Origin of the sequence: Pantoea phosphatilytica, assembly GCF_051025615.1 — a bacterium.
Lineage (GTDB): Bacteria > Pseudomonadota > Gammaproteobacteria > Enterobacterales > Enterobacteriaceae > Pantoea.
Genome location: NZ_JBPFDF010000001.1, coordinates 116,761 through 142,994 on the forward strand (window position 1 = coordinate 116,761; position 26,234 = coordinate 142,994).

General features: G+C 55.4%; 24 protein-coding genes. 10 read left to right on the top strand and 14 right to left on the bottom strand.

Features of this window, described 5'->3' with window-relative positions:
- The first annotated feature begins 25 nt into the window (after positions 1 to 25).
- Together thiL and pgpA are read left to right on the top strand one after the other, a co-directional pair.
- Entirely contained in the window at positions 26 to 1,003 is a 978-nt protein-coding gene (gene thiL / locus ACR6AS_RS00610) for a thiamine-phosphate kinase (RefSeq protein WP_111140003.1), read from the top strand.
- Entirely contained in the window at positions 990 to 1,487 is a 498-nt protein-coding gene (gene pgpA, locus ACR6AS_RS00615; protein WP_255562716.1) for a phosphatidylglycerophosphatase A, read from the top strand. The genes thiL and pgpA overlap by 14 nt, the downstream gene beginning before the upstream one ends.
- A 60-nt stretch (positions 1,488 to 1,547) precedes the next feature.
- Here the strand turns inward: pgpA and ACR6AS_RS00620 are convergent, their stop codons facing one another.
- The 4 genes from ACR6AS_RS00620 to xseB form a co-directional block, all read right to left on the bottom strand.
- Complete coding sequence (locus ACR6AS_RS00620) at positions 1,548 to 2,522, bottom strand: aldo/keto reductase (protein ID WP_434160780.1); 975 nt, start codon at positions 2,520 to 2,522, stop codon at positions 1,548 to 1,550.
- A gap of 81 nt (positions 2,523 to 2,603) precedes the next feature.
- Entirely contained in the window at positions 2,604 to 4,469 is a 1,866-nt protein-coding gene (gene dxs / locus ACR6AS_RS00625) for a 1-deoxy-D-xylulose-5-phosphate synthase (RefSeq protein WP_111140000.1), read from the bottom strand.
- A 19-nt stretch (positions 4,470 to 4,488) separates the two neighbouring features.
- Entirely contained in the window at positions 4,489 to 5,388 is a 900-nt protein-coding gene (ispA, locus tag ACR6AS_RS00630) for a (2E,6E)-farnesyl diphosphate synthase (protein WP_367396134.1), read from the bottom strand.
- The gene (xseB, locus tag ACR6AS_RS00635; protein WP_111139998.1) at positions 5,388 to 5,630 is read right to left on the bottom strand and encodes an exodeoxyribonuclease VII small subunit; all 243 of its coding nucleotides are present in this window, start codon (positions 5,628 to 5,630) and stop codon (positions 5,388 to 5,390) included. The genes ispA and xseB overlap by 1 nt, the downstream gene beginning before the upstream one ends.
- Before the next feature lie 232 nt (positions 5,631 to 5,862).
- Here xseB and thiI point away from each other — a divergent pair, with 232 nt between their 5' ends.
- Positions 5,863 to 7,311, top strand: coding sequence for a tRNA uracil 4-sulfurtransferase ThiI (thiI, locus tag ACR6AS_RS00640; protein ID WP_434160783.1), 1,449 nt, complete (start codon positions 5,863 to 5,865; stop codon positions 7,309 to 7,311).
- A 62-nt stretch (positions 7,312 to 7,373) separates the two neighbouring features.
- Here the strand turns inward: thiI and yajL are convergent, their stop codons facing one another.
- Both yajL and panE read right to left on the bottom strand, forming a co-directional pair.
- Positions 7,374 to 7,970 (bottom strand): protein deglycase YajL, encoded by a 597-nt coding sequence (yajL, locus tag ACR6AS_RS00645; protein WP_111139996.1) that lies wholly within the window; start codon positions 7,968 to 7,970, stop codon positions 7,374 to 7,376.
- Positions 7,924 to 8,844: a 2-dehydropantoate 2-reductase gene (gene panE / locus ACR6AS_RS00650; RefSeq protein WP_434160784.1), complete on the bottom strand. Its 921-nt coding sequence runs from the start codon at positions 8,842 to 8,844 to the stop codon at positions 7,924 to 7,926. The genes yajL and panE overlap by 47 nt, the downstream gene beginning before the upstream one ends.
- Before the next feature lie 135 nt (positions 8,845 to 8,979).
- On the opposite strand from panE, the gene ACR6AS_RS00655 reads away from it, so the two are divergent.
- Positions 8,980 to 9,471 (top strand): YajQ family cyclic di-GMP-binding protein, encoded by a 492-nt coding sequence (locus ACR6AS_RS00655; protein WP_111142254.1) that lies wholly within the window; start codon positions 8,980 to 8,982, stop codon positions 9,469 to 9,471.
- Between the two features lie 157 nt (positions 9,472 to 9,628).
- Here the strand turns inward: ACR6AS_RS00655 and ACR6AS_RS00660 are convergent, their stop codons facing one another.
- The 8 genes from ACR6AS_RS00660 to ACR6AS_RS00695 form a co-directional block, all read right to left on the bottom strand.
- Entirely contained in the window at positions 9,629 to 10,993 is a 1,365-nt protein-coding gene (locus ACR6AS_RS00660) for an MFS transporter (protein WP_111142255.1), read from the bottom strand.
- A 132-nt stretch (positions 10,994 to 11,125) separates the two neighbouring features.
- Positions 11,126 to 12,013 carry a heme o synthase gene (gene cyoE, locus ACR6AS_RS00665; protein ID WP_111142256.1) on the bottom strand — a complete coding sequence of 296 codons (888 nt, stop codon included), beginning with the start codon at positions 12,011 to 12,013 and terminating at the stop codon, positions 11,126 to 11,128.
- 13 nt (positions 12,014 to 12,026) lie between these two features.
- Positions 12,027 to 12,356 carry a cytochrome o ubiquinol oxidase subunit IV gene (locus ACR6AS_RS00670; protein WP_008924889.1) on the bottom strand — a complete coding sequence of 110 codons (330 nt, stop codon included), beginning with the start codon at positions 12,354 to 12,356 and terminating at the stop codon, positions 12,027 to 12,029.
- Complete coding sequence (locus ACR6AS_RS00675) at positions 12,356 to 12,973, bottom strand: cytochrome o ubiquinol oxidase subunit III (protein WP_111140969.1); 618 nt, start codon at positions 12,971 to 12,973, stop codon at positions 12,356 to 12,358. Before ACR6AS_RS00675 ends, ACR6AS_RS00670 begins: the two co-directional genes overlap by 1 nt.
- Complete coding sequence (gene cyoB, locus ACR6AS_RS00680; RefSeq protein ID WP_111140968.1) at positions 12,973 to 14,955, bottom strand: cytochrome o ubiquinol oxidase subunit I; 1,983 nt, start codon at positions 14,953 to 14,955, stop codon at positions 12,973 to 12,975. Before cyoB ends, ACR6AS_RS00675 begins: the two co-directional genes overlap by 1 nt.
- A 4-nt stretch (positions 14,956 to 14,959) precedes the next feature.
- On the bottom strand, positions 14,960 to 15,886 hold the full coding sequence (gene cyoA / locus ACR6AS_RS00685; protein ID WP_111140967.1) for a cytochrome o ubiquinol oxidase subunit II: 927 nt from the start codon (positions 15,884 to 15,886) through the stop codon (positions 14,960 to 14,962).
- Positions 15,887 to 16,331: 445 nt separating this feature from the next.
- Positions 16,332 to 17,822, bottom strand: coding sequence for a muropeptide MFS transporter AmpG (ampG, locus tag ACR6AS_RS00690; protein ID WP_111140966.1), 1,491 nt, complete (start codon positions 17,820 to 17,822; stop codon positions 16,332 to 16,334).
- A gap of 57 nt (positions 17,823 to 17,879) precedes the next feature.
- On the bottom strand, positions 17,880 to 18,458 hold the full coding sequence (locus tag ACR6AS_RS00695; RefSeq protein WP_111140965.1) for a lipoprotein: 579 nt from the start codon (positions 18,456 to 18,458) through the stop codon (positions 17,880 to 17,882).
- A 284-nt stretch (positions 18,459 to 18,742) separates the two neighbouring features.
- On the opposite strand from ACR6AS_RS00695, the gene bolA reads away from it, so the two are divergent.
- The 6 genes from bolA to hupB all read left to right on the top strand — a co-directional run bounded on the left by bolA (position 18,743) and on the right by hupB (position 26,047).
- Positions 18,743 to 19,057, top strand: coding sequence for a transcriptional regulator BolA (bolA, locus tag ACR6AS_RS00700; RefSeq protein ID WP_008924895.1), 315 nt, complete (start codon positions 18,743 to 18,745; stop codon positions 19,055 to 19,057).
- Between the two features lie 293 nt (positions 19,058 to 19,350).
- Positions 19,351 to 20,655 carry a trigger factor gene (gene tig, locus ACR6AS_RS00705; protein ID WP_111140964.1) on the top strand — a complete coding sequence of 435 codons (1,305 nt, stop codon included), beginning with the start codon at positions 19,351 to 19,353 and terminating at the stop codon, positions 20,653 to 20,655.
- A gap of 335 nt (positions 20,656 to 20,990) precedes the next feature.
- The gene (clpP, locus tag ACR6AS_RS00710; RefSeq protein WP_111140963.1) at positions 20,991 to 21,614 is read left to right on the top strand and encodes an ATP-dependent Clp endopeptidase proteolytic subunit ClpP; all 624 of its coding nucleotides are present in this window, start codon (positions 20,991 to 20,993) and stop codon (positions 21,612 to 21,614) included.
- 134 nt (positions 21,615 to 21,748) lie between these two features.
- Positions 21,749 to 23,020, top strand: a complete 1,272-nt coding sequence (gene clpX / locus ACR6AS_RS00715; protein WP_111140962.1) for an ATP-dependent protease ATP-binding subunit ClpX — start codon at positions 21,749 to 21,751, stop codon at positions 23,018 to 23,020.
- 186 nt (positions 23,021 to 23,206) lie between these two features.
- Positions 23,207 to 25,561, top strand: a complete 2,355-nt coding sequence (gene lon, locus ACR6AS_RS00720) for an endopeptidase La (protein WP_111140961.1) — start codon at positions 23,207 to 23,209, stop codon at positions 25,559 to 25,561.
- A 213-nt stretch (positions 25,562 to 25,774) separates the two neighbouring features.
- Complete coding sequence (gene hupB, locus ACR6AS_RS00725) at positions 25,775 to 26,047, top strand: nucleoid-associated protein HU-beta (protein WP_033731763.1); 273 nt, start codon at positions 25,775 to 25,777, stop codon at positions 26,045 to 26,047.
- The last annotated feature ends 187 nt before the right edge of the window (positions 26,048 to 26,234 follow it).

Below are 26,234 nucleotides of genomic sequence, written 5' to 3' on the forward strand. Positions count from 1 at the left end.
ATGAAGGGTTAAGCGGAACGTAATTATGTCTTGTGGTGAATTTGAACTCATCGCACGCTACTTCAACCGCAGAACGCGCAGCCGCCGTGATGTCGAGCTCGGCATCGGTGACGATTGTGCGTTACTTAGCGTGCCGGAAAAACAGACGCTGGCGATCAGCACGGATACGCTGGTCGCGGGTGTCCACTTCTTACGGGATATCCATCCTGCCGATCTCGGTTACAAAGCCCTGGCGGTCAACCTCAGCGATCTCGCGGCGATGGGTGCCGATCCCGCGTGGCTGACGCTGGCCCTGACGCTGCCGCAGGTCGATGAGAGCTGGCTGTCCGCCTTCAGCGAAAGCCTGTTCGAACTGCTGGAATATTACGATATGCAGCTGGTCGGCGGCGACACCACGCGCGGGCCGCTGAGTCTGACGCTGGCGATCCACGGCATGGTGCCGCAGGGTCGTGCCCTGAAGCGTTCCGGTGCAAAACCCGGCGACTGGATCTATGTGACCGGCACGCTGGGCGACAGTGCGGCCGGGCTGGCGCTGCTGCAGCACCACTGTCGCATCAGCGATCCGGTAGTGCATGAAGCGCTGATTAAACGCCATCTGCGCCCGATGCCACGCATTCTGCAGGGACAGGCTCTGCGTTCACTCGCCTCTTCAGCGGTGGATATCTCCGACGGTCTGATCTCCGATCTCGGCCATGTGCTGAAAGCCAGCGGCTGTGGCGCCCGCCTGAATCTGGAGGCGCTGCCGCTCTCGGCGGCGCTGCGCGATCACTTCGAGCCGGAGCAGGTGCTGCGCTGGGCGCTGAGTGGCGGCGAAGATTACGAACTCTGCTTCACCGTGCCGGAAGTCAATCATGGCGCGCTCGATGTGGCGCTGGGTCACCTGGGCGTGCCTTACACCTGTATCGGGCAGATAGCGCCGGAGTCGGATGGCCTGACGCTGCTGGACAACGGCAAGCCCGCGACATTCCGCCATAAAGGGTTCGATCACTTTGAGACTAAATAACGACGTGGCGAAAAGCCGCCTGCGGATGCGTAATCCCTGGCATCTGCTGGCAACCGGTTTTGGCAGCGGGTTAAGCCCGGTGGTGCCCGGTACCATGGGGTCGCTGGCGGCGATTCCCTTCTGGTGGCTGATGACGTTTCTGCCGCAGGATCTCTATTCGCTGGTGGTGCTGGTGGGCATCTGCGTTGGTGTCTATCTGTGCCATCGCACTGCTAAAGACATGGGCGTACACGATCACGGCAGTATTGTCTGGGATGAGTTTATCGGCATGTGGATTACCCTGATGGCGATTCCGGTCAACAGCTGGCAGTGGGTGGCGGGGGGCTTTGTGCTGTTCCGTATTCTTGATATGTGGAAGCCGTGGCCGATTCGCTGGTTTGACCGCAACGTTCACGGTGGCATGGGCATCATGGTGGATGACATCATTGCCGGCGTGATCGCGGCGGTGATGCTCTACGGCTTTGGGGTCTGGCTGGCGGGCTGACCGCTAAGCCGAATCGCTTCCCAAAGGGTGTGACGCCCGGCCAGGGCGTCACGTCTGGCACTACTCGAACCCCACCGCCTGATGCGGATGGTAAACCTCTTCCAGCAGGGTAATCTCCTCGTCACTCAGCGTGACATCGACCGCCTTCACCAGATCCGCAAACTGCTCTGCACGCGACGCGCCGATAATCGGTGCCGTGACGGCAGGCTTGCTCAGCAGCCAGGCGAGCGCCACCTGCGCACGGGTGACGCCTTTACTCTCCGCCACCTGTGCCAGTCGCCCGGCGATCGCGGCATCGTTCTCTTCAGTGCTCTCATAGAGCTTCGCCATTACCTGATCGGAGACGGAACGTGCGGTGTTTTCACCCCACGGGCGGGTCAGCTTACCGCGTGCCAGCGGGCTCCACGGCAGCACGGCAACCTGCTCTTTCAGGCAGAGCGGATGCATTTCGCGCTCCTCTTCACGCTGAATTAGATTGTACTGATCCTGCATGGTGACAAAGCGGTGCCAGCCCTGTTCCGACTGCATCTGCAGGGCGCGGGCAAACTGGCTGGCGTGCATTGACGACGCGCCGATATAGCGGGCTTTGCCCGACTGTACAACGTCATGCAGGGCTTCCAGCGTCTCCTCCAGCGGCGTGTCGTAATCCCAGCGGTGGATCTGCAGCAGGTCTACGTGCTCCATGCCGAGGCGCTGCAGGCTGTCATCGATGGATTGCAGGATATTTTTGCGTGACAGACCCTGAGAGAGATTGCTCAGCGGAAAATAGACTTTTGTGGCAACCACGATCTCTTCACGGCGGGCAAAATCCCTGAGCGCGCGGCCCAGAATCTCTTCGCTGCTGCCATCAGAGTAGCTGTTGGCGGTGTCGAAGAAGTTGATGCCCGCGTCCAGCGCCTGCTGGATCAGCGGACGGCTGCCTGACTCCGGCAGCGTCCAGGCGTGATTGCCGCGCGTGGGCTCACCGTAGGTCATACAGCCCAGGCAGAGGCGCGAAACCTGGAGATCGGTGGTACCCAGTTGAATCATTTTCATGGTGGAGGCTCCTGCGAAAGTGCAAAGGTTTTAGCATAGCAGGATGTTGCGCTCCCCGAGGGGGAGCGCAGAGAGGAGTGACTACTGCGCCAGCCAGCGGGCGATCTGCTGCTGAATGCCCTCCGCGTCCAGCTGATAGTCGTGGCGTATTTCATCCTGCGTCCCCTGCGGGATGAACTCATCAGGCAGACCGATGTTGAGCACCGGTACAGCCAGGCGTTTCGCCATGATAAATTCATTGACGCCACTGCCGGCGCCGCCTTTGATGGCGCCTTCTTCCAGCGTGATCAGCGAGTCGTGCGTAGCGGCCAGCCCGGCGATCAATGCTTCATCCAGCGGCTTCACAAAGCGCATATCGACCAGGGTCGCGTTCAGCGCCTCTGCAGTGGCAGCGGCTTCCGGCAGCAGCGTGCCGAAGTTCAGGATCGCCAGCTTTTCACCCTGACGCTTCACCACGGCTTTGCCCAGCGGCAGGCTCTGCAGCGGCGCCAGTGGCGTGCCGACACCGGTGCCACGCGGATAGCGCACGGCGCTGGGGCCATCCTGATAGTGATAGCCGGTGTAGAGCATCTGACGGCATTCGTTTTCATCGCTCGGGGTCATGATCACCATATCCGGCACGCAGCGCAGATAGGCGAGATCAAAGGCGCCCTGGTGGGTCTGGCCATCCGCGCCAACAATACCACCGCGATCGATAGCAAACAGGACCGGCAGTTTCTGAATAGCGACGTCATGGATCAGCTGATCGTAGGCGCGCTGCAGGAAGGTGGAGTAGATGGCCACGACCGGCTTATAGCCGCCAATCGCCATACCGGCTGCGAAGGTGACCGCATGTTGTTCGGCAATCGCCACATCAAAATACTGGTTCGGGAATTCGCGTGAGAAGGCCACCATGCCGGAGCCTTCACGCATTGCCGGGGTGATCGCCATCAGCTTCGGATCGTCTGCGGCCATCTCGCACAGCCAGTTACCGAAGATTTTCGAATAGCTCGGCAGGCCCTCTGCGCTTTTCGGCAGTTCGCCAATCGCCGGGTCGAATTTAGGTACCGCGTGCCAGGCAATCGGATCTTCCTCGGCTGGCGCGTAGCCTTTGCCTTTTTTGGTCATGATATGCAGGAACTGCGGCCCTTTCAGGTTGCGCATGTTGCTCAGCGTATTGACCAGCGTCAGAACATCGTGACCGTCAACCGGGCCGATGTAGTTGAAGCCCAGCTCTTCAAACAGCGTCCCCGGCACGACCATGCCCTTGAGATGCTCTTCGGTGCGTCTGACCAGCTCTTTGATCGGGGGCAGGCTGGTCAGCACCCGCTTGCTGCCTTCGCGCAGGCGGGAATAGGTTTTGCCGGACAGAATCTGCGCCAGGCGGTTGTTCAGCGCGCCGACGTTCTCGGAGATCGACATTTCGTTGTCGTTGAGGATCACCAGCATATCCGGCTTGATATCACCGGCGTGGTTCATCGCCTCAAACGCCATACCGGCGGTGATGGCGCCATCGCCAATGATGCAGGCGGTGCGGCGGCCCTGACCTTCACGTTCGGCCGCAGCCGCCATGCCCAGACCGGCACTGATAGAGGTGGAGGAGTGACCGACGCTCAGCACGTCATATTCACTTTCGCCGCGCCACGGAAACGGGTGTACGCCATTTTTCTGACGGATGGTGCCGATGCGATCGCGGCGACCCGTCAGGATTTTATGGGGATAAGCCTGATGACCCACATCCCAGACCAGATGGTCAAAGGGGGTGTTGTAGACATAATGCAGCGCGACCGTCAGTTCGACTACGCCCAGACCCGACGCAAAATGGCCGCTGGAGCGGCTCACACTGTCTAACAGATACTGACGCAGTTCATCACACAGCGCAGGCAACTTCTCTTTGGGCAGGGCGCGCAGCTCCTGAACCGTGTTTGCCAGCGCCAGTGTCGGGTATTTAGCAATATCAAAACTCATCAGAGACTCATTATGGAAGTTATTTGTCGCGTTCAATTATGAAGCTCGCCAGCGCCTGCAGTGCTGTAGTGTTATAAGAGTGCGCAGCGAGCATTTCTAAAGCATCAAGAGCTTCCTGATACAAATCCCGCGCTTTGGCACGGGCATTTTCAAGACCTAACAATGAAGGATAGGTGCTTTTTCCCAGATGCTCATCGGCACCCTGGCGTTTTCCGATGATCGCTGTGTCACCCACCACATCCAGAATATCGTCCTGCACCTGAAAAGCGAGACCGATCGCCGCGGCATAGCGGTCCAGCAGCGGCAGCGCATCACGGCCCGCGTCACCTGCCGCCAGCGCACCCAGACGCACGGCGGAACGGATCAGGGCACCGGTTTTGTGGCGATGAATCTGTTCAAGCTGGTCGAGACCGACCTGTTTGCCTTCTGCGGCTAAATCCAGTGCCTGGCCGCCACACATCCCGGCAACGCCGCTGGCTTGCGCCAGTTCGGAGAGCATCTTAAGACGATATTCCGCGCTGACACCGGGCATCGCTGCATCGGCCAGAATAGAAAAGGCCAGCGTCTGCAGGGCGTCGCCCGCCAGAATCGCGGTGTCTTCGCCATATTTAATGTGACAGGTTGGCTGCCCGCGACGCAGTGCATCATCATCCATCGCAGGGAGATCGTCATGAATCAGGGAGTACGCATGAATGCATTCAACCGCGGCGGCGGGCGCATCCAGACTCGCCGGGTCGGCGTGGAGCATTTCGCCGGTAGCGTAGACCAGAAAAGGACGCAGGCGTTTACCGCCTAATAATGCCCCATAATGCATGGCATTCACCAGAGGAGAACTCTGAAAAGGAAGTGGCTCTATAAAACGCGTCAGCGCGGCGTTAACCTGCTGCTGACGATCGTCGAGTAAGCGGGCAAAATCCATTAGTTGTTTTCCGGCGTGAAAGCAGTGAGATCGGCGTCTTTGTCGTCGTTCAGCAGAATACGGACGCGCTGTTCAGCCTGCTGCAGCGTCTGCTGGCCGGTGCGCGCCAGCTGAACGCCGCGCTCAAACTCATTCAGGGCTTCTTCCAGCGGCAGTTCACCACTTTCCAGACGGCTGACAATCTGCTCCAGCTGCTGCAATGACGTTTCAAAGCTGGCTGGCTGTTCGGCTTTTTTCGGCATATTTCGTGTCGACTCACGGTTGGGACATTATCTCGCAATCGGTCATGGTAGCTGAGACCCTATGATTAGCAAAATAATCAATGCGGCGGCTGATGAAGAAGCAGTCACCTGACAAAGGTGATATACTCCCGCGCCTCGGATGCGGTTGCGCCTTGCAGCCCGCAATTTTGTGATTTTACCAGCTAAGTGCTGCCTGTTTTAGCACTTATTTGCCCAACGAAGCTGTGTCGCCATGAAGTTTATCATCAAGTTATTTCCTGAAATCACCATCAAGAGTCAGTCGGTGCGTTTGCGCTTTATCAAGATTCTTGCCAGCAATATCCGTAACGTCCTGAAAACCGTGAGCGACGACATCGCCGTTGTGCGTTTCTGGGATCACATTGAAGTGCGGTCAAAAAATCCGGCGCTGCGGGACACTATTCCCGATGAGCTGACGCGCATTCCAGGGATCCATCACGTTTTAGCGGTCGAAGATTGTGAGTACACCGACGTCCATCACATCTTCGAACAGACGCTGGCGCAGTATCGCGACAGTCTCGAAGGAAAGAGCTTCTGCGTACGTGTAAAACGCCGTGGTAAGCATAGCTTCAGTTCGCAGGATGTGGAGCGTTATGTCGGCGGCGGTCTGAATCAGCACATTGAAAGCGCCCGCGTGCAGTTGAAAAAACCGGAAGTCACGGTTCATCTTGAGGTGGAAGAGAACCGACTGACGCTGGTGACCGCGCGCTACGAAGGCCTGGGCGGTTTCCCGATCGGGACGCAGGAAGATGTGCTGTCGCTGATTTCCGGGGGGTTTGACTCCGGCGTCTCCAGCTATATGCTGCTGCGTCGTGGCAGCCGCGTGCACTACTGCTTCTTTAATCTTGGCGGCGCGGCGCATGAGATCGGCGTCCGTCAGGTGGCACATTATCTGTGGAACCGTTTTGGCCGTTCACACCGCGTACGCTTTGTGGCCATCAATTTCGAGCCGGTGGTGGGCGAAATTCTGGAAAAAGTGGATGACGGGCAGATGGGCGTGGTGCTGAAGCGCATGATGGTGCGTGCCGCCTCGACGATTGCGGAGCGTTACGGCGTGCAGGCGCTGGTTACCGGTGAAGCGGTCGGCCAGGTGTCGAGCCAGACGCTGACCAATCTGCGTCTGATTGATAATGCGTCCGATACGCTGATTCTGCGTCCCCTGATTTCGCATGATAAAGAACACATCATCAAAGTTGCCCGCGAGATCGGCACCGAAGATTTTGCCAGCACCATGCCGGAATATTGTGGCGTGATCTCAAAAAGCCCGACGGTGAAAGCGGTGAAGGCGAAGATTGAAGCTGAAGAGCAGAACTTCGACTTCTCCATTCTGGATCGGGTCGTGGAGGAGGCGACGAACGTCGATATCCGTACCATCGCCGAGCAGACCGAAGAGGAAGTGGTGGAAGTGGAAACTGTCGCCCTGCTGAGTGAAAACGATGTGGTGCTGGATATCCGCGCCATCGACGAGCAGGAAGAGAATCCGCTGGAGCTGAACGCCACGGAGGTGAAGTCGCTGCCGTTCTACAAACTCAGCACGCAGTTTGGCAATCTCGATCAGAACCGCACCTGGCTGCTCTATTGCGATCGCGGGGTGATGAGCCGTCTTCAGGCGCTCTACCTGCATGAGCAGGGCTTTAAGAACGTGAAAGTCTACCGGCCTTAGGGCTGTGCGTATTGCCGGTCACGCCTGCTCAGGGCTGACCGGCTTCACTGAAATACCCTGTTTTAAGCCTGATAGTCGTAAATGCCGGGGGCCAGCACCAGCTGTGCCGCAACCTCGCGCGCCCGCTCTTTTCCCACCAGCAGATCGATCAGCTTCAGCGCAAAATCCATCGCCGTGCCCGGTCCCTGGCTGGTCAGCAGATTGACGCGCGGATCCCAGACGACACGACGCTCCATCCATTTCTCCGCCGGGATCGTCTCTTTTAAGCCGGGAAAACCGGTCATGTTGCCGATCGGGAACAGTTCGTGCGGGATTAATACCGTGCCCGCCGCGGCGCAGATCGCGGCAACGATTTTCTCATTCAGGTGAAACTGACGCACCGTTTCGACCAGCAGCGGGCTGTCGCGAAAGGTTTCTGCCCCTTTGAGACCGCCCGGCAGGACAATCGCGGCGAAATCGTTGTCGGCGACTTCGACCAGCGTGACGTCAGCCAGCAGACGCACACCGCGCGAGCAGACGATCTCCCGGCTGCCATCGCTTTCGACGCTGGCAGTGACGACCCTGAGTCCGGCCCGGACCAGCAGGTCGATGGTGGTGACGGCTTCGGTTTCTTCACTGCCATGTGCCAGGCAGACCAGCACCGATGCGTTCGCGCTCATAATGAGACTCCTTGCGTTTAATCATGTCATACAGACGGCTATTCTCCGTCAGCACCAGGCCGTGCGTCCGGGCGCGGCGCAGCAGAAAACCACTGATATAATCGATTTCGGTGAGCCGCTGGGCGCGCACGTCCTGCAGCATCGAAGAGGTGTTGGCCGCGGTGCTTTCAATCACGTCGAAGATAATGTCCTGCAGACTTTCGCTGGCGATACTCTGACCTTCACGCTCCATCACCCAGCTGATCTCTTCGCAGAGTTGCGCGATCTGCGCCGGATAAGCGCGCAGGGCACCGTTCTGGCACTCATACTCCACGCTCAGCGGGTTAATGATGCAGTTGACGGCCAGCTTACGCCAGCAGGCCGCCCGGATGTTATCATGCCAGGCCACATCGGGCAGGGCAGGGTGCAGGATATCGGCCAGATCGCTGTAAGCGGCACTCTTGCGGTTGCCGGGGCCGATGTGGGTGATGCCACTGGCAATATGTTTGATGACGGTACCATCGCGCATGGCGGCATGGGTCGTCACGCCGCGCAGCAGCGGCTGCGTCAGCCCTTTCAGCTCCTCCAGCGTGCCCATGCCGTTGTGCAGCAGCAGCACCGGGCAGTTTTCCGGCAGGACGCTTTCCAGATTTTTGACGGCGGGCGAAACCTGCGGCGCTTTAAGCGTGACCAGCAGGAGCTGGCTCTCCGCCAGAAACAGCGGATCGTTGGCGATAAACGTGCGATTCGAGATCGTGCTCTGAGGATCGATCACGTTCGCCGAGCAATAGGGCTGCGGCACCCGCAACCATCCCTGCACATCGTGTCCCTGGCGGGCAAGCGCGGTCAGCCAGACCTGACCCAGAGCGCCGCAACCTAACACGGTAATTTTCATACTGCCTCCCGCTGGCGGGCTATCCATCTGTTATTTGCTGTCACACCTTTATTATAGCGTTGTGTGCAGCCTGATTTTATTTAGCACCCTAAGACGCGTATTATGCATGTCACTTTAGCGTCAGGAGAAGAAGAGATGCCATCTTTCGATATCGTTTCAGAAGTCGATCTGCAGGAAATTCGCAATGCGGTGGAGAATGCCAACCGTGAAGTGTCAACCCGCTTCGATTTCCGCAACGTGAGCGCCGAGTTTGAGCTCAACGAAAAGAATGAAACCATTAAAATCACCAGCGAGTCCGACTTTCAGGTTAAGCAGCTGGTCGATATTCTGCGTGAGAAACTGCTGAAGCGCGGAATTGAAGGCGGTGCCTTAGAGGTGCCGGAAGAGATTGAGCACAGCGGTAAGAGCTGGACGGTCGAGGCGAAACTGAAAAAAGGCATTGAAAGCGACGTCGCGAAGAAACTGGTGAAGCTGATCAAAGACAGCAAGCTGAAAGTGCAGACGCAGATTCAGGGCGAAGCGCTGCGTGTGACCGGTAAAGCGCGTGATGATCTGCAGAGTGCGATGGCGATCGTGCGCGGCAGCAATCTGGGGCAGCCGTTCCAGTTTAAAAACTTCCGCGACTAAGCGGGAGAGGCTGAGTTTATTCAGCGCGAAGGCAGTTCAGTGATGAAACCCGGCTCAGGCCGGGTTTTTGATTGACGGGCGGACATCGTCAGGAGGAGGGCGTTTGCATCAGGGAGCCTCTGCCTTTCGCAAAGGGCCGCCATCGCCACAACACCGGTCAGCAACTGCCCAGCAGCGCCTCCAGTTCAGGGCGGCTGGTGACTTTACTGTCGATTTTGATGTAGGCGCTTTTCTCTTCCGGCACGATAAACACGGCGTTCACTCCAGGCTGCGCCTTCAGACGCTGTTCCAGATTCGGCACGGCCAGTGCCGCATCGCTCAGCACGATGCGCAGGCTGCTGACATAAGGCGGCTCCTGCATCGTCATGCTGACAAACAGCCAGGCCACCGCCACGATCGCGCCAGCCAGGAAGACGGTCTGCGCATCGAAATGTCCAAACACCCAGCCGCCCATGCTGCCGCCTACCGCCACGCCCAGGAACTGGCTGGTGGAGTAGATCCCCATTGCTGTGCCTTTATAACCTGCAGGTGACTCTTTACTGATCAGCGAAGGCAGGATCGCCTCCATCAGGTTAAAGGCGAAGAAGAAGAGCTGAACGCCCAGCACTAAAGTCCAGAAATGGCCTTCCGCGCCCCACAGCACGATCTCGGCGATAACAATCATCCCGACGCAGCCGACAAAGACGCGCTTCATGCGACGCTTCACTTCGGCATAGATGATGAACGGCACCACGCCCGCAAAGGCGATCAGCATCGTGGTGAGATAGACCTTCCAGTGCTCGGGCGCCGGGAAGCCCGCCTGCTCAAACTGACCCGGCAGGGCCACAAAGCTCGACATCAGCAGAACGTGCAGGCAGAAAATCCCGACGTTCAGCTTCACCAGACGTGGATTGGCCAGCACTTTGCGGAAGCTGCCTTTCACCATGCCGGACTCGCGGTTCAGAACATGATGAGAAGCGGAGGGCACCACCAGCAGCGTGATCACGATACCCAGCGAGGCCAGAATCGCAATCATCCAGAACAGCGCATGCAGTCCCAGCGCGTGCGTCACCACCGGTCCGACGACCATCGCAATCGCAAACGTGATGCCAAAACTGATACCGATAAACGCCATCGCCTTGGTGCGATTCTGCTCACGGGTTAAATCGGAGAGAAGGGCCATCACGGCCGCAGCAATCGCGCCTGAGCCCTGGAGCGCACGACCCAGAATGATGCCCCAGATAGAGTCGGTGCAGGCAGCGATCACGCTGCCCAGTACAAACAGCAACAGCCCGCCGACGATCAGCGGCTTACGCCCGATGCGATCGGAGAGCAGACCAAAAGGGATCTGAAATATTGCCTGGGCGAGGCCATAGATGCCAATTGCCAGGCCGATCAAGGTTTCACTTGCACCCTGTAATGCCATGCCATAAGTGGTCAGTACCGGCAGGACCATAAACATTCCCAGCATCCGCAGGGAAAAGACCGTACCGAGGCCCCATGTGGCACGCAGCTCCACCGGAGTCATTTTATTATCGTTCATTCCAACCTCTGTTAATGTGCTGCATTTATTCTAGGGGGCGGGGCAGGGCGGGTAAAACAATAGTTTTTAAGCAGTGGTAACAAAAAGAAAGGGCGCGAAAATCGCGCCCTTTTCATGCCATTTCGGTGCTGATTACCAGACGTAAGTCAGCAGGTCCTTCGACACCGGTGCCATCGAATCGACCGACATCATCACGCTCAGCGCGGTGATGGTGACGATAGAGAAGACAAACAGTTTACGCGCCCAGACACGGTCATCCGCCGTTTTGTAACCCGACAGGGCCATGCCCAGCCACCAGACGCTGACCGCAGCGGCCACCACCAGATATTTGTAGCCCGCGTAACCCCCCAGCGTCAGCATCAGCGTGGCAATCATAAACGCCAGAATGTAGAGCGTAATATGATTTTTAGCCACCGAGATGCCTTTCACCACCGGCAGAACCGGGATGTTCGCTGCCTGGTAATCTTTAAAGCGGAAGATGGCAATCGCGTACGAATGCGGCATCTGCCACAGGCTGAAGATCGCCAGCAGGATTAACGCGCCCGCATCAAACTGGTTGGAGACGGCGCAGTAGCCGATAACCGGCGGCGCAGCACCCGACAGACTGCCAATCAGCGTGCCGTAAACGGAGTGACGCTTCATGTAGAGGCTGTAAATGCCCACGTAAACCACGAAGCCCATCACCGCCAGCCACATGGCCAGCGGATTAGCACCGAAGTAGAGCAACGCAAAGCCAGCAATACCCAACACAGTGGCGTAAACCAGGCTTACTTTCGCGGAGATAAGGCCTTTTACCAGCACCCGATTCCTGGTTCTCTCCATCTTGATGTCGATGTCGCGGTCGATCACGTTGTTGAAAACACAACCGGATGCAACCACCAGTGACACGCCCACCAGGGTGATGAGAAACAGGGCGTAATCCGTGTTGCCTTTGGAGGCCAACAGGAATCCGCCGATCACAGAAATTAAATTCCCGAAAATAATTCCTGGTTTTGTAACTTGCAGGTATTGCTTAAACATTACGTGTGACTCTTTAGTGAGGCATCATGTTGTAGTTGAGGTTCCACATGATCCACAGTGAGCCTACTACGACAATCAGGATGATGATGGCCGAGAAGACAATGGCTACCATGTTCCAGCCACCCTCAGATTTGCTGTCTAAGTGCAGGAAGTAGACCAGGTGCACCAGCACCTGAATCACTGCACACACCAGGACAACACCAAGGATCGTACCGTGAGATGCACTGCCATCCATTACCATCCAGAACGGGATCGCCGTCAGGATGATAGAGAGGATGAAGCCGATCATGTAGGACTTCACGCTACCGTGTGAAGCGCCATGTTCGTTAACAGAATGACTCATTACATGGCTCCCATCAGGTAAACAACGGTGAAGACGCAAATCCAGACCACGTCCAGGAAGTGCCAGAACAGGCTCAGGCACATGATACGGGTGCGGTTAGTCGCGTTCAGGCCACGTCTGGAAATCTGGAACATCAGTACCAGCATCCAGATCAGACCGGAGGTCACGTGCAGACCGTGGGTACCGACCAGCGTAAAGAAGCCAGACAGGAAGCCGCTGCGATCCGGGCCAAAGCCTTCGGCAATCAGGTGATGGAATTCATAGATTTCCATCCCGATAAAGCCCAGACCGAACAGGAAGGTCAGCGCCAGCCAGCCGATAACGGCCCCTTTTTGCTCCTTGTTCATGGAGATAACAGCCATGCCGTAAGTGATGGAACTCAGCAGCAGCAGGGCGGTTTCTACCAGAACAAATGGCAGCTCAAAGATATCTTTACCTGCCGGGCCACCGGCAGTGTTGTTGACCATGACAGCATAGGTCGCAAACAGGGTTGCGAAGATAATGCAGTCACTCATCAGGTAGATCCAGAAGCCAAAGACTTTATTGGCTCCTGCATCGTGATGCCCATGCTCCGCATGGGCGTCGTGGTGATGTTTAATCAGAGTTTCAGTTGACATTATTTCAGACCTGCTTTGCTGATTTCGTCAAAGTGCTGGTTTTCAATCTTCTGAACTTCAGCAACCGGAACGTAGTAATCCACGTCTTCGTCGAAGCTTTTCACGATCCAGGTAACGATCATGCCGAGGAATGAAAGACCCGCCATCCACCAGATATGCCAGATCAGCGCGAAACCCATTACCGTTGCGAATGCGCAGATGATGATGGCAGCACCGCTGTTTTTCGGCATATGAATCTCTTCATACGATGCCGGCTGTTTGTACGCTTCGCCTTTCTCTTTCATTTCCCAGAAAGCGTCACGCTCGTGCACATGTGGGATAACAGCAAAGTTATAGAACGGTGGTGGTGAAGAGGTTGCCCACTCCAGCGTACGACCGCCCCACGGGTCACCGGTCAGGTCACGGTTCTGATGACGATCACGTACCGAGACATAGAACATGGTCAGCTGACACAGGATACCCAGTGCAATCAGACCTGCACCGACCGCAGCAACCACCAGCAGAGGATGGAACTGTGGATCGATGTTCTGGCTCAGACGACGGGTCATACCCATGAAGCCCAGTGCGTACAGCGGCATAAAGGCCACGAAGAAGCCGATGATCCAGAACCAGAATGCGCGCTTGCCCCAGGTTTCATTCAGGGTAAAGCCAAACGCTTTCGGGAACCAGTAGGTCACACCCGCCATACAACCGAACACCACACCACCGATAATCACGTTATGGAAGTGCGCAATCAGGAACAGGCTGTTGTGCAGAATAAAGTCAGCACCCGGAACGGCCAGCAGAACACCGGTCATACCCCCGACAGAGAAGGTTACCAGGAAGCCAACGGTCCACAGCATGGCAGAGTGCATCTGGATGCGGCCCTGGTACATGGTGAACAGCCAGTTAAAGATTTTAACCCCGGTCGGAATCGCGATGATCATCGTCATGATACCGAAGAAGGCGTTAACGTTGGCACCCGCACCCATGGTGAAGAAGTGGTGCAGCCAGACGATGAACGACAGAACGGTGATGGCGATGGTCGCCCAGACCAGAGAGGTATAACCAAACAGACGTTTTTTGGAGAAGGTCGCAGTAATTTCTGCGAACACACCAAACACCGGCAGTACCAGGATATACACTTCCGGATGGCCCCAGACCCAGATCAGGTTGACGTACATCATCATGTTCCCGCCCATTTCATTGGTGAAGAAATGGAAGCCGAGATAACGATCGAGCGTCAGCAGCGCCAGGGTCACGGTCAGAACCGGGAACGCAGCGATGATCAGGACGTTGGTGCACAGCGCGGTCCAGGTGAAGACCGGCATTTTGAACAGGCTCATGCCTGGCGCACGCATCTTCAGGATGGTCACGAAGAAGTTAATACCGGTTAAGGTCGTACCAATACCTGAAAGCTGAAGGCTCCAGATCCAGTAGTCGACCCCGACCCCGGGACTGTACTCCGCGCCGGAAAGCGGCGGATACGCCAGCCAGCCGGTCTGTGCGAACTCGCCCACACCCAGAGAAATGTTAACCAGGATCACACCGACCGCAGTAAACCAGAAGCTCAGGTTGTTCAGGAACGGGAACGCAACGTCGCGTGCACCAATCTGCAACGGAACGGCGATGTTCATCAGGCCAACCACAAAAGGCATCGCTACGAAGAAGATCATAATCACGCCGTGCGCGGTAAAGATCTGGTCGTAGTGGTGCGGTGGCAGAATGCCCGCTTCACCGGCCGAAGCCATAACCTGTTGGGTACGCATCATGATGGCATCAGCGAAACCACGCAGCAGCATGACGAACGCCATGATGACATACATGATACCCAGGCGTTTGTGGTCGACTGACGTCAGCCATTCAGACCACAGATATTTCCACTTACCAAAATAGGTGAGCGCAGCGACCAGCGCCAGACCACCTAAGATGATAGCGGCGACCGTAACCATGATAATCGGCTCATGGTACGGCACTGCATCCAGTGTTAATTTTCCGAACATCGTATTATTCCTCGGCTCCCGCGGAAGCGGTGTGACTCATGTCCATACCTTCATGCTGTGGCATGTCCATTTTCCCGTGGCTCATCTTGAACTTGTCGATGACTTGCATGAACAGTTTCGGATCAGCTGAAGAGAAATATTCCACCGGGTGATTTTCGCTTGGCACAGCCACTTTCTCAAAATCATCCATCGTGGTCAGCGTGTTAGGGGCTGCTTTAACTTTAGCCACCCACTGCTGGAATTCCGCATCGTCTTTGGTTGCAATGGCTTTGAACTTCATGCCAGAGAAACCACGACCACTGAAGTTCGCAGAGATACCGTCGAAAGTTCCCGGCTCATTCGCAATCAGATGCAGCTTGGTCTGCATACCGGCCATTGCATAGATCTGGCTGCCGAGCGTTGGGATGAAGAAAGAGTTCATGACGGAGTTAGAGGTGATTTTGAAGTTCACCGGAGTATTTGCCGGGAAGGCAATCTGGTTCACGGTCGCAATACCCTGTTCCGGGTAAATGAACAACCATTTCCAGTCCAGTGCAACCACATCGATCTCAACCGGCTTCACATCAGATTGCAGCGGTTTGCTGGGCTCCAGTGCATGGGTCGATTTCCAGGTCAGCACGCTGAGGAAGAGAATGATCAGGATCGGAATGGTCCAGACCACGGCTTCCACTTTGTTAGAGTGTGACCAGTTAGGGCTGTACTTCGCATTCGTGTTGGACGCCCGATACTTCCAGGCAAACACCACGGCCATCAGGACTGCGGGAATCACGACGATCAACATCAGGCCAAAGGCAGTCAGTATCAGCGAACGTTGCTCCAGTGCAATCTGTCCTTTGGGATTTAACAATGCACTATCGCAGCCACTCATTAATAAAGTGCCTGCAATTAATGACAAAATCCCCAAACTTTTATTGTATTTACTGAGTCTCATTTAACGACCTCAATGACAAAGGGCTCTATTGTCGTTTAAGTGTGCGCGCATTTTACGGGAAGGTTTATGCAGTGTAAACCAGCTTAAGGATGTGTCAGATACGTGTTGACACCTTTTGCTAAGGGTGTCACAGATGTTGCGCCAGGTGACAAATAATTAACGCAGACAAGCAGTTGGCACCAATATAACAAAAACCAATGGAAGCCACCGCGAAAAAATCAGGGAAAGGAATAACCCTTACTTTTAACTCCCAAATATTTAACAAGTCTGCATCATTTATGTGATGAAATTTAACTAAAGTAATTGCTCACCGGTTTTTAGTATTCAGTCTGCGTCTCCTCAGGCCATATTGTTATTTTTTGAAAATAACACGCGATGATAAATGACCGGGGCTTATTCGGCTGCTAAAAAAATAAGCCACGGTCCGTCAACCTATCGATTTCGCTTAAGCGTCAGATGCAGGAGGCGCAGGCGTTTTTTTCAGCGCCCGGTAGTCCAGCAACACGCCAGCCAGCACCGCCAGCAGGGCGATCGTCATGCCCAGCTCAAACAGACGAGCAAGCCACGACGACAGCGCCGTCCAGCCCAGCGCATCCATTGCCAGCGCCACCAGCCAGAGCGCCAGGATGCCGCACCCGGCTGCAAACAGACGATTCGTCCAGCGATAGCCATGAGGATAGTAGCTGCGCGTCAGGAATTTGCCACTCCGCTCCACCTGATTCAGTGTCTGACGACAAAACAGCAGCAGCAGCAGACCCGGCAGACCGGCCACCACCGTGAAGGCATAAAAGGCCGGCCAGCCCCACAGCTCGACCAGCCAGCCTGCCGCCGGGCCGACATAGACCCTGCCGACCGCCGAGAGCGCCGAGAGCAGCGCAAACTGGGTCGCCGAAAATGATTTGTTACACAGCGTCATCAGCAGGGCGACAAAGGCCGCGGTGCCCATTCCGCCACAGAGGTTTTCAACAAAGACCGCGCTGGCCATACTCCATAGCTGTTTGTCGGTCACCGCCAGCAGCCAGTAGCCAAAGTTCGACACCGCCTGCAGCACGCCAAAAATCAGCAGCGCACGGAACAGGCTCAGGCGCTGCATCAGCACCCCGCCGTACAGGGCGCCGATAATCGTCGCCAGCAGGCCCAGGGTCTTGTTGACCAGGCCGACGTCACCGGCGTTGAAGCCGACGCCGCGGATCAGAAAGGTTGTGGTCAGCGAGGCGGCAAAGGCATCGCCCAGCTTGTAGAGAATGATCAGGGTGATCAGCAGCCACGCATTGTTGCGCTGGAAGAAATCCTTCAGCGGATCGACGACCGCCTGACGCAGCGAGTGGGGCGTGGCAATGCGCGTGTCCGGCTCACTGGCCATCAGCGTCGCGAGAATCCCCGGCACCATCATCAGCGCCATCAGCCAGTAGGTGGCCTGCCAGCCCAGATAACGGTCAGCCAGCCACAGCGCCAGCCCGCCAGAAATCAGCATCGCCAGCCGGTAACCCAGCACGGTGATCGCCGCACCGCTGCCGCGCTCCTCTGGCGGCAGGATGTCCGTTTTCCAGGCGTCGAACACGATATCCTGCGAGGCGGAACAGAAGGCGATCAGCACCGCCAGTGCGGCCATCAGGGTCAGATCGCGTCCGGGCTGAAGAAAGCCCATGGCGAGGATGCCGCTCACCAGCGCCAGCTGGCTTACCAGTAACCAGCCGCGACGCCGGCCCAGAAACGGCGGCGTGTAACGGTCCATCATCGGTGACCAGAGAAATTTAAAGACATAAGCCTGGCCGACCAGTGAAAAGAACCCGATGGTTTTCAGATCGACATTATCCACCGTCATCCATGCCTGCAACGTGCCTGAGGTCAGTGCCAGCGGCAGTCCGGAAGCAAAACCGAGGAGTAACAGGACGGCGGCGTTTTTCTGGCGGAAGAGGCGGAGATAGTGATTCATGCGCATCCTGCAGATAACAAAGTGCCCTGCACGAGGCAGGGCAGGAAGGAGAGGAGATTAACGGGCGTTCTGTTTGATGAAGTCGTTGACGCTTGTGTCCTGCGCCATATCGGCGATCACATCGCTCATGGTGGCATTCACGGCATTAGTAATCTTCTGGTTACTGGCGTTGAATGCGCCTTCTACGCTGTAAGTCTGACGGTAGTTTTTAACCTGCTTGTTGCCGTTTTTCGCGGTAGCGATGATAGAGATGTCCGCTTTGGTGGTGATGCTGTAGCGCACATTACCCTGTGTCACATCAGCATAAAGGTTGTTAACCACAATCTGCAGGTCGACCGCGCCATCAGGACCGATCATATATCCGCGTGCGGTCATCTGCTTCTCCAGCACTTCCTGCAGCAGGAAACGCAGATCGCGTGATGGGGTTAAGGTGACTAACTGACCGTCACGGTTCACTTTTGCCAGCGCCTGATCTTTACGCTGGTCGGCACCGTTGATGCTGACGGTCACACCCATCAGGCCCGGATCCTGCTGCGGCAGCTCAATTTTAGGCTGAATAGTCAGGGTATTATTGCTGGTTGCACAGCCGGCTAAAACAAACGCAGCCAACAGGGGGAATAACAGTTTTTTCAACATACTTTTTCTCGTTGGTGTCAGGGGTTGGTTTGCAAAAACTGCGGCCATCATAGCATTGCCCGGCAGTGAAAAAAGCCCTGTCGCGGGTGAAATTGTGTCTGAAATCGTTTTAAAAGGCTCCGCCGCGGCCGGGTTTGCGGTTCGTTTCAGCTGGGTTATGATGCGCGCGGTTAACGTGCAGATCACAAATGCAAAATTTACCCTCTGCTGACGGGTAAGCGCACAAAAAGCGACTAAGATTGAATGAGATGGGGCACTGCGCTCGCCATTGAGGAGTAATAGCCATGATCCGCGAACAAATAGAAGAAAAGCTGCGTGTGGCGTTTCAGCCAGCTCATCTGGAAGTGCATGACGAAAGTTACCGTCACAACGTGCCCGCCGGGTCTGAAAGCCACTTTAAAGTGGTGATTGTCAGCGACTGCTTTGCGGGCCAGCGTTTTCTGGCGCGTCACCGCCTTATCTACGGCGAACTGGCGGCGGAATTAGCGGGCAGCGTTCACGCCCTGGCCCTGCATACCTACACGCTGAAAGAGTGGGAAGGATTGCAGGATACAGTACTCGCGTCTCCCAACTGCCGGGGTGCCGGTACGCTCGCCTGATCTCCCTTCTCTGAAACGGCCTGCGGGCCGTTTTTTCATTTGATTAGCGATAAACGCGATCCCTGGCTCAAAAAAGCAGCAAAGTTGCTGAAAAGTGGTGAGTAAGCGTCCTCGACTCATTCCGGTGATGCCGCTATAATGCTGCGTCTATTTTTCCGGAATGTCTTCGGGACGCTTCTGGTAACAGGGATCAGGTTCTCTTCACGGAAGCCGTCCCGGTTGTTAGATACGGCGCATTTCACGATGTGTGGTGTCTGAAGTTGACCGAGCACGTGATTTTTTGAGGTAACAAGATGCAAGTTTCTGTAGAGACCACTCAGGGCCTGGGCCGTCGCATTACGATTACTGTCGCTGCTGACAGCATCGCAAGCGCAGTAAAAAAAGAACTGGTTGACGTTGCCAGGAAAGTTCGCATCGACGGTTTCCGTAAAGGCAAAGTGCCGATGAACATCGTAGAGCAGCGTTACGGCGCTTCTGTTCGTCAGGACGTGCTGGGCGAGCTGATGACGCGCAACTTCGTTGATGCCATCATCAAAGAAAAAATTAATCCGGCTGGCGCACCGAACTACGTGCCAGGCGAATACAAAGAAGGTCAGGATTTCACCTACGCGGTTGAGTTCGAAGTTTATCCGGAAGTTGAGCTGAAAGGCCTGGAAAACATCGAAGTCGAGAAACCACTGGTTGAAGTGACCGATGCTGACGTTGACACCATGCTGGATACCCTGCGCAAGCAGCAGGCCAACTGGATCGAAAGCGACGCGGCTGCAGGCCCGGAAGATCGTGCGACTATCGATTTCAACGGTTCTGTTGACGGCGAAGAGTTCGAAGGCGGTAAAGCTTCTGATTTCGTTCTGGCCATGGGCCAGGGCCGCATGATCCCAGGCTTCGAAGAGGGCATTGTGGGTCACAAAGCGGGCGAAACCTTCACTATCGACGTGAAATTCCCGGACGACTACCACGCAGAAACCCTGAAAGGGAAAGATGCGAAGTTTGAGATCGTACTGAAGAAAGTTGAAACGCGCGAACTGCCAGAACTGACCGAAGAGTTCATCAAACGTTTTGGCGTTGAAGATGGTTCAGTGGCCGGCCTGCGTACCGAAGTGCGTAAAAACATGGATCGCGAGCTGAAAGGCGCTATCCGCAACCGCATCAAGTCTCAGGCCATCGACGGCCTGGTTGCGGCAAACGAAATCGACGTTCCTGCAGCCCTGATTGACAGCGAAATCGACGTTCTGCGTCGTCAGGCTGCACAGCGCTTTGGTGGCAACGAAAAACAGGCGCTGGAACTGCCACGCGAACTGTTTGAAGAGCAGGCTAAACGCCGCGTGGTTGTCGGTCTGCTGCTGGGCGAAGTGATTCGTACCCACGAGCTGAAAGCAGATGACGCGCGCGTGAACACCATGATTGAAGAGATGGCTTCTGCGTATGAAGATCCGCAGGAAGTGATCGAGTTCTACAGCAAGAACAACGAGCTGATGAACAACATGCGCAACGTCGCGCTGGAAGAGCAGGCGGTTGAAGCGGTCCTGGCGAAAGCGAAAGTGACCGAGAAAGAGACCAACTTCCAGGAACTGATGAACCAGACCGCTCAGGCCTGATCACTCAGTTAACCTTCTGTGCTAAGCCCGTGACTGAAAAGTCGCGGGCTTTTTTGTATTCTGCATCCGGGACGCGCTGCGTCACGGCTATTTGTTTAATTTATCGGCAAATTATTCACGCATCGCTTTTTCCGGGTTAGCGAACAGGGAAAAGATTGTTATGCTTGAAACATGTGTGCAGCATCCCCAGATATTGGGAGTATGCAGAAATGAGAGTAAGGCTGACTGATTAACCGTCCTGAAGGTGTCGGAAAAGATGCGGCGTGGAGTTTCCCGCGCGTCTTACGTAGAATCGGTACAGAATGTTGCCAATGAAATTTATCCAGGAGACGGTAATGTCATACAGTGGCGATCGTGAATATACTGCACCGCACAATGCGCTGGTGCCAATGGTGGTTGAACAAACTTCGCGTGGTGAGCGTTCTTACGACATCTACTCCCGTCTGCTGAAAGAGCGCGTCATTTTCCTGACCGGCCAGGTTGAAGATCACATGGCTAATCTGATTGTGGCGCAGATGCTGTTTCTGGAAGCTGAGAATCCGGAAAAAGATATCTATCTCTATATCAACTCACCTGGCGGTGTGATCACGGCCGGTATGTCGATCTACGACACCATGAAATTTATCAAACCGGATGTCAGCACCATCTGTATGGGTCAGGCCTGCTCCATGGGCGCTTTCCTGCTGACGGCGGGCACTAAAGGCAAGCGTTTCTGCCTGCCTAACTCACGCGTCATGATCCATCAGCCGCTGGGCGGCTATCAGGGCCAGGCAACCGACATCGAAATCCATGCGCGCGAAATCCTGAAAGTGAAGCAGCGTATGAATGAGCTGATGGCCGAGCATACCGGTAAAACGCTGGAAGAAATTGAGCGTGATACCGAGCGCGATCGTTTCCTCTCTGCAAATGAAGCGGTAGAGTATGGATTAGTCGATTCGATTCTGACGCATCGTCAATAAGACCCGACCTGCCGTTGTTCCTGGTCTATAGTTATCGGGACAACGGTACTGTAATGGGTTGAATGAATTTCGGCCGTCTCAGCACGGCCAGCGCCATACGCGGGTATGGCCTGAGAACAGGAAGAGGTTAACTGATGACAGATAAGCGCAAAGACGGTTCAGGAAAGTTGCTGTACTGCTCTTTTTGCGGCAAAAGCCAGCATGAAGTGCGAAAGCTGATTGCCGGGCCGTCAGTGTATATCTGCGATGAGTGTGTTGACCTGTGCAACGACATCATTCGCGAAGAGATTAAAGAAGTCGCTCCGCACCGCGAACGTAGTGCTCTGCCTACCCCACATGAAATCCGCCATCACCTCGATGACTATGTCATTGGTCAGGAAAGAGCGAAGAAAGTGCTGGCGGTGGCGGTCTACAACCACTACAAGCGTCTGCGTAACGGCGATACCAGCAACGGTATTGAACTGGGCAAAAGTAACATTCTGCTGATCGGCCCGACCGGGAGCGGTAAAACGCTGCTGGCCGAAACCCTGGCTCGCCTGCTTGATGTGCCTTTCACCATGGCTGATGCCACCACGCTGACCGAAGCGGGTTACGTGGGTGAAGACGTTGAAAACATCATCCAGAAACTGCTGCAGAAGTGCGATTACGATGTGCAGAAAGCGCAGCGCGGCATCGTCTATATCGATGAAATTGACAAAATTTCACGTAAGTCTGACAACCCGTCGATTACCCGTGACGTGTCAGGCGAAGGCGTCCAGCAGGCTCTGCTGAAACTGATCGAAGGCACCGTGGCAGCCGTTCCGCCACAGGGCGGACGTAAGCATCCGCAGCAGGAATTCTTACAGGTCGATACCTCTAAGATCCTGTTTATCTGCGGCGGCGCATTCGCCGGTCTGGACAAGGTGATCTCCCAGCGTGTTGAAACCGGCTCCGGTATCGGTTTCGGCGCAACCGTCAAAGGGAAATCGCAGAAAGCCAGCGAAGGCGAACTGCTTTCACAGTGTGAGCCTGAAGATCTGATCAAATTTGGTCTGATTCCGGAGTTCATCGGTCGTCTGCCTGTGGTGGCAACCCTGAGTGAACTCAGCGAAGAAGCGCTGATCCAGATCCTGCGTGAACCGAAAAACGCCCTGACAAAACAGTACCAGGCGCTGTTTAACCTGGAAGGCGTTGAGCTGGAGTTCCGTGACGAGGCATTAACGGCAATCGCGAAAAAGGCGATGTCACGTAAAACCGGTGCGCGTGGTCTGCGTTCAATCGTAGAAGGTGCGTTGCTGGAAACGATGTATGACCTGCCTTCGATGGACGATGTAGAGAAAGTCGTGATTGATGAATCAGTTATTGATGGTCAGTCTGATCCTATGTTGATCTACGGAAAGCATGAAGCCCAGGCATCTGGCGAATAAATAAACAGATCGTCCATGTCGTACTCGTAAAAAAGGGGAAAATTTTTCCCCTTTTGCTTTTCTCGCCTCTGTGACGTTGAATGTCGGACAATCATCCCCATATACTCAGATACCTGTGGGTTTAACTGCATACCTGCCTGATGCGGTTCCCATCACCTGGCGGACATTAAACAAAGAGAGAGCTCTATGAATCCTGAGCGTTCTGAACGCATTGAAATCCCCGTGTTGCCGCTGCGCGACGTGGTGGTTTATCCGCACATGGTAATTCCGTTGTTTGTTGGCCGGGAAAAATCAATTCGGTGCCTTGAAGCCGCAATGGATCATGATAAAAAAATCATGCTGGTCGCACAGAAAGAGGCTTCAACGGATGAACCTGGCATTAACGATCTCTTCTCAGTAGGGACCGTTGCATCTGTATTGCAAATGCTGAAACTGCCGGATGGCACCGTCAAAGTTCTGGTCGAAGGTTTACAGCGCGCCCATATTACGACGCTGGCCGATAACGGTGACCATTTTGTAGCACAAGCTGAATATCTGGTGTCGCCAGAGATCGAAGAGCGCGAGCAGGAAGTGCTGGTGCGCACGGCGATCAACCAGTTTGAAGGCTACATCAAACTCAATAAAAAGATCCCACCCGAGGTGTTAACCTCGCTGAACAACATTGACGATGCGGCGCGCCTGGCCGACACCGTTGCGGCACATATGCCGCTGAAGCTGGCCGACAAGCAGTCTGTGCTGGAGATGTCCGACGTTAACGAGCGTCTGGAATATCTGATGGCCATGATGGAATCTGAAATCGATCTGCTGCAGGTTGAGAAGCGCATTCGCAACCGCGTGAAGAAGCAGATGGAGAAGAGCCAGCGCGAGTACTATCTGAATGAGCAGATGAAAGCGATTCAGAAAGAGCTGGGCGAGATGGATGACGCGCCGGACGAGTATGAAGCGTTAAAACGCAAAATCGATGCGGCGAAAATGCCGGAAGAGGCGCGCGAGAAAGCGGACGCTGAGCTGCAGAAACTGAAAATGATGTCTCCGATGTCCGCAGAAGCGACCGTGGTTCGCGGCTATATCGACTGGATGGTGCAGGTTCCGTGGAACGCCCGCAGCAAAGTGAAAAAAGATCTGCGTAAGGCGCAGGAGACCCTGGATACCGACCATTACGGCCTGGAGCGCGTGAAGGATCGTATTCTTGAGTATCTTGCGGTGCAGAGTCGCGTCAGCAAAATCAAAGGCCCGATTCTGTGCCTGGTCGGACCGCCAGGGGTGGGTAAAACCTCGCTGGGTCAGTCGATCGCCAAAGCGACCGGCCGCAAATATGTGCGTATGGCGCTGGGCGGCGTACGTGACGAAGCGGAAATCCGTGGTCACCGCCGGACTTACATCGGCTCCATGCCGGGTAAGCTGATCCAGAAAATGGCCAAGGTCGGGGTAAAAAACCCGCTGTTCCTGCTGGATGAGATCGACAAAATGTCCTCCGACATGCGTGGCGATCCTGCTTCTGCGCTGCTGGAAGTGCTCGATCCTGAGCAGAACATTGCGTTCAACGACCACTATCTGGAAGTCGACTATGACCTTTCCGATGTGATGTTCGTGGCGACTTCGAACTCCATGAACATTCCGGCGCCGCTGCTGGATCGTATGGAAGTCATCCGTCTGTCGGGCTATACCGAGGATGAGAAGCTGAACATCGCCAAGCAGCACCTGCTGACCAAGCAGATCGAACGTAACGCGCTGAAAGCCAGCGAAATTACGGTCGAGGACAGCGCGATTATCGGCATCATCCGTTATTACACCCGTGAAGCCGGGGTGCGTAGCCTTGAGCGTGAGCTGTCGAAACTGTGCCGTAAAGCGGTGAAATCACTGCTAATGGACAAGAGTAAAAAGCACATCACCATCAATGGCGAAAACCTCAAGGATTTCCTGGGCGTTCAGCGCTTTGACTACGGCCGTGCCGACAGTGAAAACCGCGTGGGTCAGGTCACCGGTCTGGCGTGGACCGAAGTGGGCGGCGATCTGCTGACCATCGAAACCGCCTGCGTACCGGGTAAAGGTAAGCTGACCTACACCGGCTCTCTGGGCGAGGTGATGCAGGAGTCAATTCAGGCTGCACTGACGGTCGTGCGTGCCCGTGCAGAGAAGCTGGGCATCAATGGTGACTTCTACGAAAAACGCGATATTCACGTTCACGTTCCTGAAGGTGCCACACCGAAAGATGGCCCGAGTGCTGGTATCGCCATGTGTACGGCGCTGGTCTCCTGTCTGACCGGAAACCCGGTGCGGGCGGATGTGGCAATGACCGGTGAGATCACCCTGCGCGGTCAGGTGCTGCCGATTGGCGGACTGAAAGAGAAACTGCTGGCCGCACACCGTGGTGGCATCAAAACCGTGCTGATCCCGGACGACAACAAACGTGACCTGGAAGACATTCCACAGAACGTGATTGCCGACCTGGAGATCCATCCGGTGAAGCGCATTGAAGAGGTGCTGAATCTGGCCCTGGAAAATGCGCCATACGGTATGCAGGTCGCGACAGCAAAATAGTGATTAACGGCATAAACCGTTAAAAAGCGGAGCTGGCAAGGCAATTGGCGCTTGCCAGCTTTTTTTTGTGCCGCTAATTTAGGTGGCTGCCGACGCGACGATCTCAGAGAAAACCCGTTGTTTCGGCTCCACAGGCTTGATATAACTTGCTGCGCGTTCGTACCCGGCCGGAAGCCCGGTGCGATGTGAAATAATAAAGAGGGGATGAAGAGAGTGAATAAGTCACAATTGATCGACAAAATTGCTGCTGATGCTGATATTTCTAAAGCGGCAGCGGGACGTGTTTTAGATGCATTTATGGGTTCCGTTTCAGATGCGCTGAAAGAGGGTGACGAAGTGGCCCTGGTCGGTTTCGGCACTTTCTCCGTGCGTGACCGCGCGGCACGTACCGGTCGTAACCCGCAAACCGGTAAAGAGATCACCATCCCGGCCGGTAAAGTACCCGGTTTCCGTGCTGGTAAAGCATTGAAAGACGCAGTCAATTAATAACAACGAATAGATTCATTGACGCATTTTCTTCAGTGGATTAGAGGACGCTTTGCGCGTTCTCATGTAACATACGGGCACATCAATCAGATGTGCCTTTTTTGTTTTAACCGGTGAGAATCGGGCCGTAAAATGGACCAGGACCGGATTGAGACTGCCAGCGGAGCCAGCAGTTACGCGAGACGCC

Excerpts from the sequence above, each read along its gene's own strand:
- thiL (WP_111140003.1), top strand. The coding sequence starts at position 26 with ATGTCTTGTGGTGAATTTGAACTCATCGCACGCTACTTCAACCGCAGA.
- ACR6AS_RS00620 (WP_434160780.1), bottom strand. The coding sequence starts at position 2,522 with ATGAAAATGATTCAACTGGGTACCACCGATCTCCAGGTTTCGCGCCTC.
- dxs (WP_111140000.1), bottom strand. The coding sequence starts at position 4,469 with ATGAGTTTTGATATTGCTAAATACCCGACACTGGCGCTGGCAAACACG.
- ispA (WP_367396134.1), bottom strand. The coding sequence starts at position 5,388 with ATGGATTTTGCCCGCTTACTCGACGATCGTCAGCAGCAGGTTAACGCC.
- xseB (WP_111139998.1), bottom strand. The coding sequence starts at position 5,630 with ATGCCGAAAAAAGCCGAACAGCCAGCCAGCTTTGAAACGTCATTGCAG.
- thiI (WP_434160783.1), top strand. The coding sequence starts at position 5,863 with ATGAAGTTTATCATCAAGTTATTTCCTGAAATCACCATCAAGAGTCAG.
- yajL (WP_111139996.1), bottom strand. The coding sequence starts at position 7,970 with ATGAGCGCGAACGCATCGGTGCTGGTCTGCCTGGCACATGGCAGTGAA.
- panE (WP_434160784.1), bottom strand. The coding sequence starts at position 8,844 with ATGAAAATTACCGTGTTAGGTTGCGGCGCTCTGGGTCAGGTCTGGCTG.
- ACR6AS_RS00655 (WP_111142254.1), top strand. The coding sequence starts at position 8,980 with ATGCCATCTTTCGATATCGTTTCAGAAGTCGATCTGCAGGAAATTCGC.
- ACR6AS_RS00660 (WP_111142255.1), bottom strand. The coding sequence starts at position 10,993 with ATGAACGATAATAAAATGACTCCGGTGGAGCTGCGTGCCACATGGGGC.
- cyoE (WP_111142256.1), bottom strand. The coding sequence starts at position 12,013 with ATGTTTAAGCAATACCTGCAAGTTACAAAACCAGGAATTATTTTCGGG.
- ACR6AS_RS00670 (WP_008924889.1), bottom strand. The coding sequence starts at position 12,356 with ATGAGTCATTCTGTTAACGAACATGGCGCTTCACACGGTAGCGTGAAG.
- ACR6AS_RS00675 (WP_111140969.1), bottom strand. The coding sequence starts at position 12,973 with ATGTCAACTGAAACTCTGATTAAACATCACCACGACGCCCATGCGGAG.
- cyoB (WP_111140968.1), bottom strand. The coding sequence starts at position 14,955 with ATGTTCGGAAAATTAACACTGGATGCAGTGCCGTACCATGAGCCGATT.
- cyoA (WP_111140967.1), bottom strand. The coding sequence starts at position 15,886 with ATGAGACTCAGTAAATACAATAAAAGTTTGGGGATTTTGTCATTAATT.
- ampG (WP_111140966.1), bottom strand. The coding sequence starts at position 17,822 with ATGAATCACTATCTCCGCCTCTTCCGCCAGAAAAACGCCGCCGTCCTG.
- ACR6AS_RS00695 (WP_111140965.1), bottom strand. The coding sequence starts at position 18,458 with ATGTTGAAAAAACTGTTATTCCCCCTGTTGGCTGCGTTTGTTTTAGCC.
- bolA (WP_008924895.1), top strand. The coding sequence starts at position 18,743 with ATGATCCGCGAACAAATAGAAGAAAAGCTGCGTGTGGCGTTTCAGCCA.
- tig (WP_111140964.1), top strand. The coding sequence starts at position 19,351 with ATGCAAGTTTCTGTAGAGACCACTCAGGGCCTGGGCCGTCGCATTACG.
- clpP (WP_111140963.1), top strand. The coding sequence starts at position 20,991 with ATGTCATACAGTGGCGATCGTGAATATACTGCACCGCACAATGCGCTG.
- clpX (WP_111140962.1), top strand. The coding sequence starts at position 21,749 with ATGACAGATAAGCGCAAAGACGGTTCAGGAAAGTTGCTGTACTGCTCT.
- lon (WP_111140961.1), top strand. The coding sequence starts at position 23,207 with ATGAATCCTGAGCGTTCTGAACGCATTGAAATCCCCGTGTTGCCGCTG.